Origin of the sequence: Micromonospora sp. CPCC 205561 (assembly GCF_036906775.1) — a bacterium.
Taxonomy (GTDB): Bacteria; Actinomycetota; Actinomycetes; order Mycobacteriales; family Micromonosporaceae; genus Micromonospora.
Genome location: NZ_JBAKHV010000013.1, coordinates 92,938 through 109,737, shown reverse-complemented (window position 1 = coordinate 109,737; position 16,800 = coordinate 92,938). Strand labels below are relative to the sequence as shown.

The window sequence follows — 16,800 nt, the reverse complement described above, 5'->3', positions numbered from 1 at the left end:
CGACGACTGGAACGGCGCCAACCAGCAATGGCAACTCGCCCGCGTCGACGGCGGGGGCAACCCCGGTGGGACCTTCGCCAACCCGGTCGTCTGGCAGGACTTCGCCGACGTCGACATCATCCGCGTCGGCGACGTCTACTACATGTCCGCCTCCACCATGCACTATTCGCCCGGAGCGCCGGTGCTGCGCTCGTGGGACCTGGTGAACTGGGAGTTCGCCGGCCACTCGGTGCCCCGCCTGGACTTCGGTTCCAAGTACGACATGGCCAACGGCAGCCACGGATACGTGGACGGGATCTGGGCGTCCACGCTGAACCACCGGCCGAGCAACCGGACCTTCTACTGGGCCGGCTGCGTCGACTTCGCCCAGACGCACGTCTACACCGCCTCCGCCGTCGACGGCGCCTGGAGCCGGCACGCCACCATCCCCAACTGCTACTACGACGCCGGGATACTGATCGACGACGACGACACCATGTACGTCGCGTACGGCAACGGCACGATCAGCGTGGCGCAGCTCTCCGCCGACGGGCGGACCCAGGTACGGGCCCAGCAGGTGTACCAGACGCCGTCGAACATCGGCACCCTGGAGGGAGCGCGCTTCTACAAGCGCAACGGCGCCTACTACATCTGGCTGACCCGCCCGGCCAACGGCCAGTACGTGCTCAAGTCCACCAACGGCCCGTTCGGCCCGTACGAGCAGCGGCAGGTGCTGCTCAACATGCCGGGCCCGATCCCCGGCGGCGGGGTGCCCCACCAGGGCGGGCTGGTGCAGACCCAGACCGGCGCCTGGTACTACATGGCGTTCACCGACGCGTACCCCGGTGGCCGGATGCCGACGCTGGCCCCCATCACCTGGACCAGCGACGGCTGGCCCCAGGTGCAGACGGTCAACGGGAACTGGGGCGTCAACTACCCCCACCCGCTGCCGCTGCGTCCGGTCAGGCCGCTCACCGGCACCGACACCTTCGCCGGCACCACTCTCGGCCCGCAGTACGAGTGGAACCACAACCCGGACGACAGTCGGTGGTCGGTGGACAACGGGCTGCGCCTGCAGACCGCGTCGGTGACCAACGACCTCTACCGGGCGCGCAACACGGTGACCCACCGGATCCAGGGCCCGACCTCGACGGGCACCATCGAACTGGACTACTCCACGATGCGCGACGGCGACCGGGCCGGACTGGCGATGTTGCGCGACACCTCGGCGTGGATCGGCATCAGACGGGACAACGGGGCCACGCGGGTGGTCATGACCAACGGCCTGACCATGGGCACCGACAACTGGAACACCACCAGCACCGGAACCGAGATCGCCAGCGCCCCGGTGTCCGGCGGGCGGATCTGGCTGCGGGCCAACGCCGACATCCGCCCCGGCTCGGGTCGCCAGGCGCGGTTCTCGTACAGCACCGACGGGGTGACCTTCACCCCGCTGGGCAACGCCCTGACCCTCAACAACGCCTGGCAGTTCTTCATGGGCTACCGGTTCGGCATCTTCAACCACGCCACCCAGGCGCTGGGCGGCGCGGTGACGGTGCGCCGGTTCACCATCGCAACACCGTGACGTCGCACCGCGCGGCGGCCCCGCCTCGGAGACCTCCTCGAAGGCGCCGGACCGGCCGCGGCAGGGCGGGTGACCGGTCGCCACCGCCGCGGCCAGGACGATCCTCGGGCCGCCGCGGCTCCGACCGTCAGGCCGCTCGGCTGCCGGCGGCGGGACCGCGCAGCCAGCCGAGCACGTCCCTGATGGCGGTGTCCCAGTAGCCCCACTGATGGTTGCCCGGCGCGAACGCCTCGGTCACCTGCCATCCTGCCGCGCGCGCCCGGTCGGCGAACCTTCGGTTGGACGGGTAGGTGAAGTCCTCGGTCCCGCAGCCGATGTAGAGCCGTAGCTCCTCGCCGGGGCGGCGGGTGCTGAGCCGGGCCAGCAGGTCGTGGTCGGTGCCGGCGAGTTCGTTCGGGCCGAATGCGTGGGGGACCGCCTGGTCGAGCAGTTGTCGGGCGGTGGGATGGGCCACGTCGAGGACTCCGGAGAGGCTGGCCGCGGCGGCGAAGCGCTCCGGGTGGTGCAGGGCCCACCGCATCGCGCCGTAGCCGCCCATCGACAGTCCGGCGACGTAGGTGTCCTGCCGGCGTCCGGAGAGCCGGAAGAGTCGTGCCACGAGCTCGGGCAGCTCCGCGGTGAGGAAGGTCCAGTAGCGGCTGCCGTGGTGCTCGTCCGTGTAGAAGCTGCGGCAGGCGCGCGGCATGACGACGGCGATGCCGGCCTCCGCGGCGTGGCGCTCGATCGAGCTGTTCCGGGTCCAGCTGGTCTCGTCGTCGCCGAGCCCGTGCAGGAGGTAGAGCACCGGCGGCGGCTTCGTGTCGTGGGCCGCCGGCGGGTGCGGGTGCGGCAACGCGACGGTCATCGCGGTGCTGGTCCGCAGCACCTCGGAGTGGAAGGAACAGGTGATCAGAGCCATCGGCGTCCGTCCGTCTCAGGCGCCGGGCAGCCGACGGGCCCGGGCCAGGCGCCCGTACCAGTGGGCACTGGGCTTGACGACGCGCCGGAAGGTGCGGCGGTCGACGGCGGTGAGGCCGAAGGTGGCATGCCAGCTGCCCCATTCGTAGTTGTCCAGCAGGGACCAGTGCAGGTAGCCGCGGACGTCGACGCCGTCGGCGAGAGCCCGGCCCAGCCCGGCCAGGGCGTGGTGCAGGTATTCGCGGCGTTCGTCGTCGTTGTCGGTGGCGATGCCGTTCTCGGTGACGAGAATGGGGGTCGGGATACGGGCGGCGGTGTGGCGCACCGCGGCCTCCAGGGCCTCGGGGTAGAACTCCCATCCGGTCTGGGTGCGCCGGGTGGTCGGGTCGGGAGCGACCGGACCGTCGGGGCCGATCACGACGCGGGTGTACGCCTGCACGCCGATGAAGTCGTCGTGGCGGGCGGCGTCGAGGAACTGGTCCTCGCGCGACCATGCCCACTCGCGGGTCGCCTCCTCGGCGCCGGGCAGCGCCTGGAATGTCTGGTTGGCCACGGTCCAGCCGGTGCGCAGGCCGCCGACGTCGGCCAGTTCCCCGCAGGCGGCGTGGTGGGCGCGGATGAGCGCTTCGGCGAGGGACTGGTCGGGCGGCGGCAGGGCGCCGGCGACGAGATCGGGATCGGCGCCGCCGACGCGGGCGGCGACCATGGCGAGCATGTTCGGCTCGTTGATGGTGCAGGCCCAGGTGACACCGTCGAGGATCGGGCGTACGGCGCGCACGTAGCGGGCGAACGCCTCGACGCCGCCGGGCGCGGTCCAGCCGCCGCTGGCCCGGAACCAGGCGGGGCTGGTGAAGTGGTGGAGGGTGACCACGGGGGTGATGCCGCGCTCCAGGCAGCCGTCGATGACGCGGCGGTAGTGGCCGAGCGCGGCCTGTGAGACGCGACCGGGTGCGGGCTCGATGCGCGCCCACTCGATGCCGAACCGGTAGGCGTTGAGCCCCAGGTCCCGGACGATGTCCAGGTCCTCGGGCCAGCGGTGGTAGCTGTCACAGGCGTCGCCGCTGGGTTCGGAGAGCGGCGAGTCGGGCCGGACCTCCAGGGCCCACAGGTCGCTGCCGACGTTGTTGCCCTCGGTCTGGTGGGCGGAGGTTGCCGCGCCCCACAGGAACGACGTCGGCGTCGGGACACCGGCCGTGACGGCGGCGGGCGGGGGCGGTGGCGCGGCGTGTGCGGGCACGGGGTTCCTCGGGACGGGGGTGCGCGTGTCGGTCATCGGTCGCGGTAGGGGCCGGTGCGGACGAGGTCCGCGCGCTGCTGGGCGGCCGTGGCGACCAGCTGGTCGATGACCTGGTCGGTGAGGCCCAGGTCGTAGGTGCGTAGCACGATCAGCGGGGTGGCGTCGACCATGCGCAGCAGCTCGGGGGCGAGCTGGGCGGCGCGCCCGGCGCGGGCGCCGGCGATCAGCCCGCCGAGCAGCGGCCCGCCGACGGGGTGGGCCCGCCACTCGCCGACGGTCGACGTGGCGGTCAGTGGCGGCAGGTACCGGTCGCCGTCGGTGGTGATGGACCCGACCAGTCGGATGTCTGCGACGGACGCGCCGACCCGCAGTGTGTGGGCGCCGGGCTCGACGGACCACCGCCGGTGGCGGGTGTCCCAGACGGCGAGGTCGCGTGCGGTGACGGTGAAGGTGATGCGGCGGGTCTCGCCCGCGGCGAGTTCGGCCTTGGCGTAGGCGCGCAGGACGTTGCGGGGACGGGTCGGCGTCGGTTCGTCCAGGCCGACGTACAGCTGCGCGACCTCGGAGCCCGCGCGGGAGCCGGTGTTGGCGAGGGTGAACGAGACCTGCCACTGGTGCGGGCCGTGTTCGGCGACGCTCAGGTCGCGGTAGTCGAAGGTGGTGTAGGTCAGCCCGTGACCGAAGGGGTAGGCGACCGGCAGCCGCAGGGTGTCGAAGTGTCGGTAGCCGACGTAGCGGCTCTCGCCGTAGAGCGCCTGGCCGTCGCGGCCGGGGAAGGTCAGGTGACTGGGGTGGTCCTCGAGCCGCAGTGGGATGGTTTCGGCGAGCCGGCCCGACGGGGCGGCGTCGCCGAGCAGGAGGTCGGCCAGGGCTTCGCCGCAGGCCTGGCCGAGCAGCGACGCGTCGAGGATCGCCGGGACCGGGTCGCGCCAGTCGGCGACGCTGACGACGCCGCCGTGAGACAGCACGACGACGGTGTGGGGGGTGGCGGCGGTCGTGTCCCGCAGCAGCTGGAGCTGGCCGGCGGGCAGGGCGATGGTGGCGCGGTCGAAGCCCTCGGACTCGGCCTCGGGCGGCAGGCCGAGGAAGAGCAGGGTCACGTCGGCGTCGCGGGCGGCGTCGACGGCCGCGGCGGCCAGCGCCTCGTCGGCGACGCCGTCGAGGGTGTAGCCAGGGGCATAGCGTACCGCCGGGCCGAGCCGGCCGGTGAGCGCGTCAAGCGGGGTGGAGACCTCGGTGGGGACCACGCGTGACGAGCCGCCGCCCTGGTACCGGGGGGTGCGGGCGAGTTCGCCGATGACGGCGATCCGGGCTGTGGCGGGGTCGAGGGGCAGCAGGTCGCCGTCGTTCTTGAGCAGGACGGCCGCCTCCCGTGCGGCACGACGGGCCAGGTCGGCGCCCTGCGCGGAGAGGTCGGCCGGAAGCCGGTCGGGGGCGTGGGCGGGCCGCCGGTCGTAGCCGTCGGCCCGGACGCGACGGGCCAGCAGCCGCAGGCGCTCGCCCACGGCGTGCAGGGCGTCGGGGTCGAGGTCGCCGGAGCGGGCCGCGTCGAGGACCAGGTGGTCGGTCCCGGTGGGGGGCATCTCGACATCGCAACCGGCGCGGACGGCGGCGACGCGGTCCCGTACCGCGCCCCAGTCGGACACGACCACGCCGTCGAAGCCCCATTCGTCGCGCAGGACGTCGGTGAGCAGCCACCGGTTTTCGCTGGCCGGCACGCCGTTGACGGCGTTGTACGCGCTCATCGCCGCCCATGGCCGGGCGGCGCGTACGACGTGTTCGAAACCGGCGAGGTAGACCTCGCGCAGCGCCTGGTCGTCGACGAGCGCGCTGACGCGCATGCGGTCGGTCTCCTGGTTGTTGACGGCGAAGTGCTTGACGCAGGCGCCGACTCCGGTGGACTGGACGCCGTCGACGAAGGCGGCGGCCAGGGTGCCGGTGAGGTGCGGGTCTTCGGAGAAGTACTCGAAGTTGCGTCCGCCCAGCGGGGACCGCTTGATGTTCATGCCGGGGCCGAGCAGGACGTCGACGCCCAGCGCCCGGGCCTGGCGGCCGAGGGCTTCGCCGACGTCGCGGACGAGGTCGGGGTTCCAGGTGCAGGCCAGCCCGACGGCGGGCGGGAAGCAGGTGGCCGCGACGCTGTCGCCGATGCCGAGGGCGTCGCCGCCGGCGCTCTGGCGCCGCAGGCCGTGTGGCCCGTCCGCCAGGGTCAGAGCGGGCAGGGCCCCGCCGTCGCCGGTGGTGTGCCACGTGTCGCTGCCGGAGGTCAGCGCGGCCGCCGCGGCGAGGTCCGGGCCGGCCGGGAAGGTGTCGTCCAGGGGCGCCGCTGGGGGACCCGAGTCGCTGGTTGTCATTGCCGCACCCTCTCTGAGCTGGCCATTCCTCGAACAGAAGCAGAATCTACCATCTGGTAGATTCTGTGGCTATGCTCGTGGCGCGCTCGTCCACAGCGCGACCACACCACCACGACGAGGTGTTCCCCCCATGAGACCGACATCGAGAATCGCCACGTGCGCGCTCGCCCTCGGCGTGCTCGTCGCCACCGCCGCCTGCTCTGCCGGCGCTCCGACCACCGGCGCCGCCAAGACCGCACTGACCATCGGCACCATGACCGCCGCCCGCAGCATGGATCCGATCGACGCGGGCGGCGGCAGCATCCCCTACTTCCAGGCCGTCTACGACACGCTGATCAAGCGCGAGCCGGACGGCAGCCTCACCCCGATGCTGGCCCAGTCCTGGACCTACGACGCCGCCCAGACCGCGCTGACGCTCACCCTGCGCGAAGGCGTGAAGTTCGACGACGGGACCGCCCTGGACGCCTCGGCCGTCAAGGCCAACCTCGACCGCTTCCGCGCCGGCGGCGGCGCCGAGGTCGGCCAGGCCGCGACGACCGCGTCCGTCGAGGCGACCGACGACAGGACCGTCGTCATCCGCCTCTCCGGCCCCGACCCGGCCCTGCTCAACAGCCTGTCCGACGCCTACGGACTCGTCGCCAACCCGGCGAGGTTCGACCGGGACAAGCCGTTCGCCTCCGTCCCCGACGGCACCGGCCCGTACGAGCTGGACCAGCGGGCCACCACCGTGGGCTCGATCTGGACCTACACCCGGGCCGCGAACTACTGGGGCACCGCCGCGGCGTTCGAGAAGGTCGTCATCCGCGTCTTCGACAACGAGAACGCCATCGTCAACGGGCTCAGGACCGGCCAGATCGACGCCGCCGTCCTGCAGTCGGTCGACCAGCAGACGGCCGCCACCGCCGGAACGAACCTGAGGACCACGTCGCAGGAGATCGACCTCAAGCTGTTCAACATCTTCGACCGCAAGGGCGCCAGGATCGCCGCGCTGGGCGACCCGAGAGTCCGACAGGCGATCAACTACGCGATCGACCGTGACATCCTCGTGCGGCAGATCCAGCAGGGTCGCGGCACCGCCACCAGCCAGATCTGGGGCGTACAGGCTCCCGGCCACGTCAAGGAGCTCGACTCCTTCTACCGCCACGACCCGGCCAGGGCCAAGGCGCTGCTCGCCGAGGCCGGCTACGCCGCCGGATTCGACCTGACCCTGCCCCGCCTGGCCGCGCTGGTCCCGGACTCCCTAGCCGAGGCCCTCAGAACCGACCTCGGCGCGGTCGGCATCCGCCTCAAATGGGACGACCTCGACCGGTCGACCTTCCTCACCTCCACGTTCCGGCAGTTCAAGTACCCCGGGGTGGTGATGAACGGCGGTCAGCCCAGCCTCGACTGGGCCACCATCAGCGGCTCGCTGCTGCCCAAGACGGTCGCCAACCCCTTCGGTGACACCGACGCCACGATCCAGGACCTCACGGCCAAGATCCGAGCTGGCAGCCCGGAGCAGGCGGCGCGGCACGCCCAGCAGCTCAACCGCCACATCGTCGAGCAGGCATGGTTCGTGCCGCTGTACCGGATGCAGTACATGCACGTCACCGTCCCGTCGTTGACCGCCGTGCCGCAGGCCGGCCTCGCCGTCCCCTCCCTCTACAACTACCGTCCGGCCGCCTGACGTCCGCAGGGCCGCCCGGCGCCCGGAACGCCGGGCGGCCCCAGCCTGAAAGGGAGTGATCCGGCTTGTTCGGATTCCTGCTCCGCCGGACCGCCGCCGGCCTGGCGCTCATCGTCGTGATCTCCTTCATCACCTTTGTGCTGCTGTCCCTGCCGGAGAACGACGTCGGCCGCACCCTGCTCGGGCCCGAGGCGCCGGCCGACCTCGTCGCGGCCAAGAACGCCGCGCTCGGCCTGGACCGTCCCGTGCTGACGCAGTACGCCGACTGGCTGAGCCACGCCCTGCGCGCCGACTTCGGCGCCTCCTGGTTCACCAGCGAGGACGTCACGGCCGCCATCGCCGCCCGGCTCCCGATCACGCTCAGCCTCATGATCGGCGTCACCACCGTGACGGCCCTGGCCTCGTTCGGCCTGGGTGTCTGGTCCGGCGTACGCCGCGGCGCCGTCGACCGGGCCGTGCAGATCCTCGGCGTGCTCGGCTACGCCCTGCCCGGTTTCCTGATCACGCTCGTCATCGTGCTGGTCTTCGCGGTGCGGCTCGGCTGGTTCCCGGCCATCGGCTACATCCCCCTCAGCCAGTCCCCGGCAGGCTGGCTGTCGACCGTCACCCTGCCCGTCGTCGCCCTGTCGATCGGCGCGATCGCCGGCGCCAGCCAGCAGGTGCGCTCGGCCGTCATCGACGTGTTGAGCCAGGACTACATCCGGACGCTGCGCAGCCGCGGCCTGCCCGCCCGCACCGTCCTGTTCAAGCACGTGCTGCGCAACGCCTCCGCGCCGGCGCTGACCGTGCTGGGCATGCAGTTCGTCGGCCTGCTCGGCGGCGCCGTGCTCGTCGAGCAGATCTTCGGCCTGCCGGGGCTGGGCAGCATGGCGGTCGCCTACACCACCCGCGGCGACATCCCCGTGATCATGGGCCTGCTGACCGTGACCGTCGTCGGCGTCGTCACGATCAACCTGCTCGTCGACGTGGCGATCGGGCTGCTCAACCCGAAATCGAGGCAGACATGAGCGCCGACCAGATCCCGGCGCCCACCGTCGACCGGCCCGGCCGGAGCACGGCGGCGCGGCGACTGCTGCGCAACCCCCTGGGCGTGCTGTCGACGCTGGTCCTGCTCGCCGTCGTCGCCGCGGCGCTGGCCGCCCCGCTGCTGACCGATCAGCTGCCCGCGACCGCCCACCTGCGCGACGCCTTCGGCCCACCCCGCGCCGGGCACCCGCTCGGCTTCGACTCCGCCGGCCGCGACATCCTCAGCCGGCTGCTCTACGGCGCCCGCAACACCCTCGGCGGTGCCGCACTCGCCCTCGCCGTCGCCGTCGTGCTGGGCATCCCCACCGGCCTGCTCGCCGGCTACTTCGGCAAACGGTTCGACGCCATCGCCAACTGGCTGGTCAACCTGCTGATGGCGCTGCCCGCGATGATCGTCCTGCTCGCCTCCCGGGCCGTGCTCGGACCGACGGTCTGGGTGCTGATGGTCATCCTCGGCGTCCTGGCCGCACCGAGCTTCTTCCGACTGGTGCGCGGCATCGTCCTGACCGTACGGAACGAGCTCTACGTCGACGCCGCCCGCGTGTCCGGACTGCCCTGGTGGCGCATCGTCAGCCGGCACGTGCTCATCATGGTCCGCGCCCCGATCATCATCCAGGTGGCGCTCGTGGCCGGGGTGGCCCTCGGCCTGCAGGCCGGCCTCGAGTTCATCGGCGTCGGATCCAGCGGCGAGCTGCCCACCTGGGGCGCCATGCTGAACGAGGGCTTCCAGTTCGTGCAGCGGGCACCGCGGTTGATGCTGTGGCCCGGCCTGGCGGTCGGACTGACCAGTGCGGCCCTGGTGCTGCTCGCGGTCGCGCTGCGCGATGCGCTCGAGGACCGCGCCGACGCGCGGCCGCGGCGCGTCCGCCGCGCCGCACCACCGGCCCCACCCGCCCCACCCGCCCCGGCCGGCCGGCAGGCCGAGGCGCCGGACCGGGCCGCGCTGCTGTCGGTGCGGTCGCTGAGCGTCTCCTACCCGGGGTACGACGGCGAGCGTGAAGTCGTCCGCGACGTGTCCCTCGACGTGGCCGCCGGCCAGATCGTCGGCCTGGTCGGCGAGTCCGGCTCCGGCAAGACCCAGACCGCCTTCGCGATCCTGGGCATCCTGCCCGACGGCGGGCGGATCGGCCGCGGCAGCGTCACCATCGAGGGGCAGGAGATCATCGGCCTGTCCCAGCGGCGCTGGCGGTCACTGCGCTCGACGGTCGTGGCCTATGTGCCGCAGGAGCCGATGAGCAACCTGGACCCGTCCTTCACCATCGGCCACCAGCTGGCCGAACCGATCCGGGCGATGACCGGGGCGTCGGCCGCGGCGGCCCGGCGCCGCGCCGTCGAGCTGCTGCGCGAGGTCGACATCCGCGACCCGGAGCGGGTGATGCGCCGCTATCCGCACCAGATCTCCGGCGGCATGGCCCAGCGCGTGCTCATCGCCGCCGCGATCTCGTGCGACCCGCGGCTGCTCATCGCCGACGAGCCGACCACGGCACTGGACGTGACCGTGCAGGCGGAGATCCTCGCCCTGCTGCGCCGGCTGCAACGTCAGCGGGGGATGGGGGTGCTGCTGGTGACGCACAACCTCGGCGTGGTGGCGGACCTGTGCGACTCGGTGCTGGTGATGCGGCAGGGACGCGTCGTCGAACGCGGGCCGGTCGCCGACGTGCTGGTCCATCCCCGACACGACTACACCCGCGGCCTGGTCGACGCCGTCCTCGACCTGCCGCTGACGGAACAGACCGACGACGCGGCGGCGTCGGGAACGGAGCAGCCATGACCCAGGCCGTGCCCACGCCGCTGCTGCGGCTGGCAGGCGTCCGCGTCGCCTATCCGGGCCCCGGATGGCGCGCCCGACCGGTCGAGATCCTCCACGGGGTCGACCTGGAGGTCGGTCCGGGGCAGACCCACGGGCTGGTGGGGGAGTCCGGATCGGGCAAGACCACCATCGGACGGGCCATCCTCGGCCTGGCGCCGGTCGCCGCAGGCGTCATCGCCTTCGACGGCACACCGATCCACGCCCTGACCGGCGGCGCCCGCCGCAGACTCAGCCGGGACATCCAGGTGGTGTTCCAGGACCCGTACACGTCGCTGAACCCGTCGCGGCCCGTCGGCGACACACTCGCCGAGCCGCTGTACGGCCAGGGCATGTCCGCGCGCCAGGCCCGCGCACGCGTGACAGGGCTGCTCGACCAGGTCGGCCTGCCAGGCGACGCGTCGCGCCGGTTGCCGCGCGAGTTCTCCGGCGGGCAACGCCAACGGATCGCGATAGCCCGGGCGCTGGCGATCGAGCCGCGGCTGATCGTCTGCGACGAGCCGGTGTCGGCGCTGGACCTGACAACCCAGCGGATGGTGCTGGACCTGCTGGCCCAGATCCAGCGCGACACCGGGGTGGCGTACCTGTTCATCTCGCACGACCTGGCGGTCGTGCGGCATGTCAGCGACGTCGTCTCGGTGATCGAACGCGGCCGGATCGTCGAGAGTGGACCGGCGGCGCGGGTTACCGGCGCGCCGGTCCACCCGTACACCCGGCGACTGCTGCTCTCCGCGCCGGTGGCGGACCCGGTGGCCCAACGCCGACGGCGCGCGGCCTACGAACGCGAGTTCGCGGGGGAGCGCGCCCGATGACCGGCCGGCATCCGACCGAGCTGACACTCGTACCCCGTCCGTGGGCGCTTTCCGACACCGGTGCCAGGAGGACGCTGCGGGAGAGGACCCTGCGGGTGGCCGGACCGGCGGAGCTGGTCGGCGCGGTCACCGCCCTGGCCGACCGCTGCCGCGGGCTCGCCGTCGCCGTGGCGGAGCCGGCAGCGGCCGACGTCGTGGTCGACATCCGACCGCGGTGGCGCGGTGGCGTCGACGGCGATCCGGTACGGGGGCTTGATCCGGGCGGCGCGGACGACGCCCCGCCCGACGGCTTCTCGATCACCGTCGTCGACCGGCGGCTGCGGGTGTGCGCAGCGGGCAGCCGCGGCGCCTTCCACGCCCTGACGGCCGTCGTCCAGGTGGTCGCCGACCCGACCGGCGACACCGCCGAGCTGCCGCTGTTCGAGGCCGAGGAGCCGCCCGGGATGCTGCGCTGGCGCGGACTGAGCCTCGACGTGGCCCGGCGCTTCTGCCCCCTCGACGAGCTGCGGACCATGGTCGACCTCATGGCGTACTACCGGCTGAACGTGCTGCACCTGCACCTGACCGACGCCGTGGCCTGGCGCCTGCGGATGCCGGGCCGGCCGCGGCTCACCCCCGACCCGCAGGCCTGCTACGACGCCGCCCAGCTCGTTGAACTCGCCCGGTACGCCGCCGCGCGGCACGTGACGGTCCTGCCCGAAATCGACATGCCCGGCCACATTTTGGCGGCGGTGACGGCCTACCCCGAACTCGGCGGCGACAAGCCGCCACCGCACCCGGGCATGGCCCACCTGCGCCCGGACGTCCCGGCGGCGACGGCCTTCGCCCAGGAGGCGGTAGACCTGCTCTGCGGCCTGTCGCCCAGCCCGTACGTGCACATCGGCGGCGACGAGGCGTTCGGGATGGACGCCGACGAGTACGCGCGGTTCGTCCAGGCGGCGCACGGCTGGGTGCGCGCGCGGGGCAAGCGGCCGGTCGCCTGGCAGGAGGCGTCGCGGGGACGGGTCTTCGGCCCGGAGGACGTCCTGCAACTGTGGATCTCCCCGCAGGACGCGCCCAGGGCCGAGGAGCTGGACCGCCGCCTGCCTGCGCAGTACGCGTTCCTGCGCGACACGCTGCTGGAGACGTTCCGCAGTGCCCCGCAGGACCTGCCCCGAGCGGTGGCGGACGGGGCGCACGTGCTGCTGTCGCCGAGCTTTCCGTTCTATCTGGACCGCCGCTACGGCGAGCCGTCGACCGACCCCGCACAGACCGCGTCGATGGAACGGCTCGGGCACGCGGGGTACCCGGTCGCGCGTACCAGCCATCTGTACTCCTGGCAGCTCCACGACATCGCGGAGGCGGCGGACGGCACGGCCCGCGTCGCCGGCGCCGAGGCGGTGCTCTGGACCGAGACGACCGGCGACGCCGACGACCTGGCCGCCCTGCTGCTGCCCCGGCTCCCGCTGCTCGCGGAGATGATGTGGTCGACGCGGCGGTCCCCGTGGCCCGCCGCCGCCGCCCGGATAGCCGCGCACGCGCCGGTCTGGCAGCGGCTCGGTCTGGGCGGCTACTACCGGTCCGCGGAGGTGTTCGGCTGAACGGCGGCGCGGACCCCGGGCGGCAGGGCGTCGACGAACCGTGCCGCGATCAGATCCGTGCCGCTCTGGTCCGGGTGCAGCCCGTCGAAGAGCGTCCCGGTGTCGTCGGGTCCGAGCAGCGCCCGCCCGTCGACGTGGAAGAGGTGCGGGTCGGCGCTCTGCCGGGCCCGGACTACATCCTCGACGATGCGCCGCGACACCGACAGGGTCAGCGCGTCCCGCTCGCCCTCCACGTCGCGGCGCGCCGGCACGAACCGGCCGCCGGTGTAGCGCACCGGACCGGGCGTGTCCTCGTGCATCGGGCAGCTGACGGCCGAGAAGAGCACGATCGGCGTCCGTGGCAGGCGTTCGCGGACGCTGTCGACGAAGCCGTGCAGGGCGGTGCGGAACATCGGCGCCCGCATGCAGTCGGCGTTGACGACGTTGATGCCCACCTTCGCCGTGACCAGGTCGGCGGGCATCGTGCCGGCGACCCTGCCCGCGAAGGGGTCGAGGGTCGCGTTGCCGGAGAAGGACAGGTTGCGCAGGTCCCAGCCGTGGCGGCGGGCCACCTGCACCGGCCATGGCTGGTGCGGCTGCTCGGCGTCGTTGCCGTGGCTGATCGAGCTGCCGTAGTGCACCCACACCGGTCCGCGCTCCGGGCCGGCCGGGACCACCGGACCGTCGGCCGCCAGGCCCAGCAGCTCGATCTGGCAGTTGTGCGGCAGCAGCACCTCGAGCAGGCCTTCCGTGCCGTCGCGGTCGATCGTCAGGTGGTACGGATCGCCGGGGTCGATGCCGACGACCCGCACGCCACCGGCGTCGTCCGGCCCAATCCGCAACGCGGACGGCCGCGGGATGTCGTGCACGCTGCCGGGCCCGCCGTCGAACACGACCAGCCGCGGCACCGCCGCCCTGCCGTCGTCGACCACCGTCGCGTGCGAGGTGATGGTGACCGTGCGGGCGGCGGTGCGCATGCGGAGCCGCACACCTGCCGGGTTGCGCGCCGCCCAGCGCAGGTCGGCGCGATCGTGCTGCCGGTCGGCCCACGCGGGCAGCCGCAGCGGGACGATGCCGCCATGGCGTCCGATCTCGATGTCGGCATGCCCGACGAGACAGTCGCTCAGCAAGTTGGTCCCACCTCCGAGAAGATTCTACCAAATGGTAGAATCTTCTCGGAGGCGCGCGGTCGCGTGAGGCGCCACCCACGCCGGCCCGGCACCCGTCATGACCAAGGAGCACACGTGACGCAGACCTCGAAGCGGGCGCCGGCCCACGACCCGACGTCCGGCGCCGCACGGCCGACCAAGGGCGAGCGCACCCGCCAGCGGATCCTGCGGACCGCGCTGGAGATCTTCGCCGAGTACGGCTACGCCGGGGTTTCCCTGCGCGAGGTGGCCGCCCGCGCCGGCATCACCCACGCCGGCCTTCTGCACTACTTCGCGGGCAAGGACGACCTGCTGCTGACCATGATGATCGAACGCGACCGGGCCGAGGTCGACGCGATACGACACTTCGTCGCCGACGCCGCCACCGCCGAGGGCGGGCCGAAGTCGATCGACGAGGTCATCATCCGGTGGGTGATCCGCGACATCGCACGCAACCAGCGCCGGCCCGACATCGCGCCGCTGTTCGTCAAGCTCTCCGCCGAGGCCACGGACAGCCGCCACCCGGCCCACGACTACTTCCGCAACCGGTACGCGACGCTGCGCGCGTCGCTGGCCCGCGGATTCGCCCACGCGTTCGCCACCGCCGATCCGCCCACCACCGGCCGCGACCCCGACGTCTGCGCCCAGCAGCTGATCGCGCTCGCCGACGGGCTGCAGGTGCAGTGGCTGCTCGACCGGGACTCCACCGACATGGTGGCCTCCCTGCTCGACTACCTGCGCTGCCTCGGCATCGAACCGTCGGGATGGGCCGACATCGACGTGCCGGACGACCAGGGCTGACCTCCGGTCGCCCACCGGGAGAACGACGTGACGGTCCTGGCGGTCGCCGCCGCCGTGCTCGCCGCGCCGGGGGCGGCGGCACGGCTGGCATCCCGGTCGATCGACGCCGGAGAGCCGCGCGATCCCCGGTGACGTGGAAGGCTTTCCCGCCCGCCCGCCCGCCCGGCCCTCCCGACGGGTAATCGACTGGCTGGCAGTGCGGCAGGGTTGATAGCGTGCCCCCGATCCGTGACCCGGCCGAGGGAGGTGAGACCCGTGGACGCAGTTCGCACGTGGTGCTCCCTCCCCGTCACGGACGGGCGACCGACGTAGTCGTCGCCGGGAGCGCCAGTCAGGATGGCGCTTCCGAAAGGCACCAGACAATGCATTCTGTACGTTTCATCAACGAGACCTCGGCCGGCGGTGTCGTCGAACGCGACTTCCTCGTGGACGATGTCCCGGGTGTGCTCTGGGCACCCGTGTCCGGCGCCGACCATGCCCCGGTCGTGCTCCTGGGACACAACGGCGGCATGCACAAGAAGGCGCCGGGGCTCCGGGCCCGCGCCCTGCACGCAGCGGCCACCTGGGGGTTCAATGTCGTCGCGATCGACGCGCCGGGACACGGCGACCGCCCGCGTACGACCGAGGACGAGCAGGCCCGTACGGAGATCCGGCAGGCCGTGACGGCGGGCGACACCCCGCGGTTCGCGGCGGCCAGTGTCCGCCTCACGGCCTCGCTCGCCGAACGGGCCGTGCGGGAATGGCAGATGACCCTGGACGCCCTACAGGCGTTGCCGCGGATCGGCCCGGACGCGCCGGTCGGCTACGGCGGGGGCATTTCGATGGGCACCGCGATCGGGGTACGGCTGGCCGCGGCCGAGCCCCGCATCGCCGCCGCGATCTTCGGCGGCGGGTTCTTCGTGGACGAGCCGGTGCTCACGGCCGCGCGGCAGATCACCGTGCCGGTCCAGTTCCTGCTGCCGTGGGACGACCAGCACGTCGAGCGTTCGTCCGGGCTCGCGTTGTTCGACGCGTTCGCCTCCGCGGAGAAGACGTTGCACGCGAACGCGGGCGACCACCGCGGCGCCCGGTGGGTCGGGGTGGACGACACGTTCCTGGCCCGCCACCTCGGCCGGGCCTGACCCGATCGGTACCGGCGTCCGGCGCGAAGCGGGACGCCGGTACCGGCGACCGGTGCGGACTCGCGGCGACGGACGACGCCGGCTGCCGCGCTGCGCGACTCGCGTCCCGCCCGCCCGCCCGGCCGCCGCCCTGCGGGCCCAGGCGGGCCGTGGCGACGTGGGGCGGAGGTCGCCGCGACCAGGTCCGGGCCTTGACTTGTATCGATCGATGTTCTTTGCTGTTCCGTACGACGAATGACGTCCGCGGCGGTACGAGCGAAGGAAGGTCTGCGATGAAGAGGCAAGTGGGGGCCATGGCGGCCACGGTGGTCACGGTGCTCGGCCTGGGGTTGACCACCACGCCGGCGCACGGGGCGTCCGGCGTGCGGGCGGCGGTCGTGGACGCGGCCAAGGCCTACCTGGGGACGCCGTACCGGCTGGCCTACGGCTGGACCTGCGGTGTTCAGGCGGTCGACTGCGAGTGCCTCAACCGGCACGCGATCTGGGACGGCACCAAGGCCGCGACCGGCCGCGGCCTGCAGTTGAACTACTGGCTGCAGGGCCAGATCAACCAGGGCCGCCGAGTAAGCACGCCGCGCCCCGGTGACCTCGTCTTCTGGGACACCGACCCCCACGACGGCATCCGCTACGGCGGCGACCTCGACCACACCGGCGTCTACATCGGCAACAACCGGGTGATCGACGCCAACGCCTACTACGGCTACGTCAGGAACGACAGCGTCACCCTCGGCGGCACCGAACCGGATCCGCTCTTCGTCGACGTGCTCACCCCCAACGGCTACTGACGTCGCCCGCGCCTGGCCTGCTC

At 72.8% G+C, this 16,800-nt stretch carries 13 protein-coding genes; 9 read left to right on the top strand and 4 right to left on the bottom strand.

Annotated elements, in window-relative coordinates:
• Positions 1 to 1,564: glycoside hydrolase family 43 protein (locus V6V16_RS10430; protein ID WP_334561686.1), on the top strand; the 1,564-nt coding region annotated here is incomplete at its 5' end.
• Between the two features lie 127 nt (positions 1,565 to 1,691).
• Here the strand turns inward: V6V16_RS10430 and V6V16_RS10425 are convergent.
• From V6V16_RS10425 to V6V16_RS10415, 3 genes are read right to left on the bottom strand one after another with little or no spacing between them, the layout of a single operon-like run.
• Positions 1,692 to 2,462 carry an alpha/beta hydrolase gene (locus tag V6V16_RS10425; protein WP_334561684.1) on the bottom strand — a complete coding sequence of 257 codons (771 nt, stop codon included), beginning with the start codon at positions 2,460 to 2,462 and terminating at the stop codon, positions 1,692 to 1,694.
• Between the two features lie 15 nt (positions 2,463 to 2,477).
• Positions 2,478 to 3,698, bottom strand: a complete 1,221-nt coding sequence (locus tag V6V16_RS10420) for a glycoside hydrolase family 1 protein (RefSeq protein ID WP_334561683.1) — start codon at positions 3,696 to 3,698, stop codon at positions 2,478 to 2,480.
• A gap of 32 nt (positions 3,699 to 3,730) precedes the next feature.
• On the bottom strand, positions 3,731 to 6,052 hold the full coding sequence (locus V6V16_RS10415; RefSeq protein WP_334561682.1) for a beta-glucosidase: 2,322 nt from the start codon (positions 6,050 to 6,052) through the stop codon (positions 3,731 to 3,733).
• A 130-nt stretch (positions 6,053 to 6,182) separates the two neighbouring features.
• Between V6V16_RS10415 and V6V16_RS10410 the strand changes: the two genes are divergently transcribed.
• The 5 genes from V6V16_RS10410 to V6V16_RS10390 all read left to right on the top strand — a co-directional run bounded on the left by V6V16_RS10410 (position 6,183) and on the right by V6V16_RS10390 (position 12,943).
• The gene (locus tag V6V16_RS10410) at positions 6,183 to 7,718 is read left to right on the top strand and encodes an ABC transporter substrate-binding protein (protein WP_334561681.1); all 1,536 of its coding nucleotides are present in this window, start codon (positions 6,183 to 6,185) and stop codon (positions 7,716 to 7,718) included.
• Between the two features lie 65 nt (positions 7,719 to 7,783).
• On the top strand, positions 7,784 to 8,725 hold the full coding sequence (locus tag V6V16_RS10405) for an ABC transporter permease (RefSeq protein ID WP_334561680.1): 942 nt from the start codon (positions 7,784 to 7,786) through the stop codon (positions 8,723 to 8,725).
• Positions 8,722 to 10,515, top strand: coding sequence for a dipeptide/oligopeptide/nickel ABC transporter permease/ATP-binding protein (locus tag V6V16_RS10400; RefSeq protein WP_334561679.1), 1,794 nt, complete (start codon positions 8,722 to 8,724; stop codon positions 10,513 to 10,515). Before V6V16_RS10405 ends, V6V16_RS10400 begins: the two co-directional genes overlap by 4 nt.
• On the top strand, positions 10,512 to 11,363 hold the full coding sequence (locus V6V16_RS10395) for an ABC transporter ATP-binding protein (protein WP_334561678.1): 852 nt from the start codon (positions 10,512 to 10,514) through the stop codon (positions 11,361 to 11,363). Before V6V16_RS10400 ends, V6V16_RS10395 begins: the two co-directional genes overlap by 4 nt.
• Complete coding sequence (locus tag V6V16_RS10390; protein WP_334561676.1) at positions 11,360 to 12,943, top strand: family 20 glycosylhydrolase; 1,584 nt, start codon at positions 11,360 to 11,362, stop codon at positions 12,941 to 12,943. The genes V6V16_RS10395 and V6V16_RS10390 overlap by 4 nt, the downstream gene beginning before the upstream one ends.
• Here V6V16_RS10390 and V6V16_RS10385 read toward each other — a convergent pair.
• Positions 12,916 to 14,052 carry a GDSL-type esterase/lipase family protein gene (locus V6V16_RS10385; RefSeq protein WP_334561675.1) on the bottom strand — a complete coding sequence of 379 codons (1,137 nt, stop codon included), beginning with the start codon at positions 14,050 to 14,052 and terminating at the stop codon, positions 12,916 to 12,918. The genes V6V16_RS10390 and V6V16_RS10385 overlap by 28 nt on opposite strands.
• A 114-nt stretch (positions 14,053 to 14,166) precedes the next feature.
• Between V6V16_RS10385 and V6V16_RS10380 the strand changes: the two genes are divergently transcribed.
• From V6V16_RS10380 to V6V16_RS10370, 3 genes are all read left to right on the top strand, one after another.
• Entirely contained in the window at positions 14,167 to 14,871 is a 705-nt protein-coding gene (locus V6V16_RS10380) for a TetR/AcrR family transcriptional regulator (RefSeq protein WP_334561673.1), read from the top strand.
• A 362-nt stretch (positions 14,872 to 15,233) separates the two neighbouring features.
• The gene (locus tag V6V16_RS10375; RefSeq protein ID WP_334561672.1) at positions 15,234 to 15,992 is read left to right on the top strand and encodes an alpha/beta hydrolase; all 759 of its coding nucleotides are present in this window, start codon (positions 15,234 to 15,236) and stop codon (positions 15,990 to 15,992) included.
• A gap of 272 nt (positions 15,993 to 16,264) precedes the next feature.
• On the top strand, positions 16,265 to 16,777 hold the full coding sequence (locus V6V16_RS10370; RefSeq protein ID WP_334561671.1) for a C40 family peptidase: 513 nt from the start codon (positions 16,265 to 16,267) through the stop codon (positions 16,775 to 16,777).
• The last annotated feature ends 23 nt before the right edge of the window (positions 16,778 to 16,800 follow it).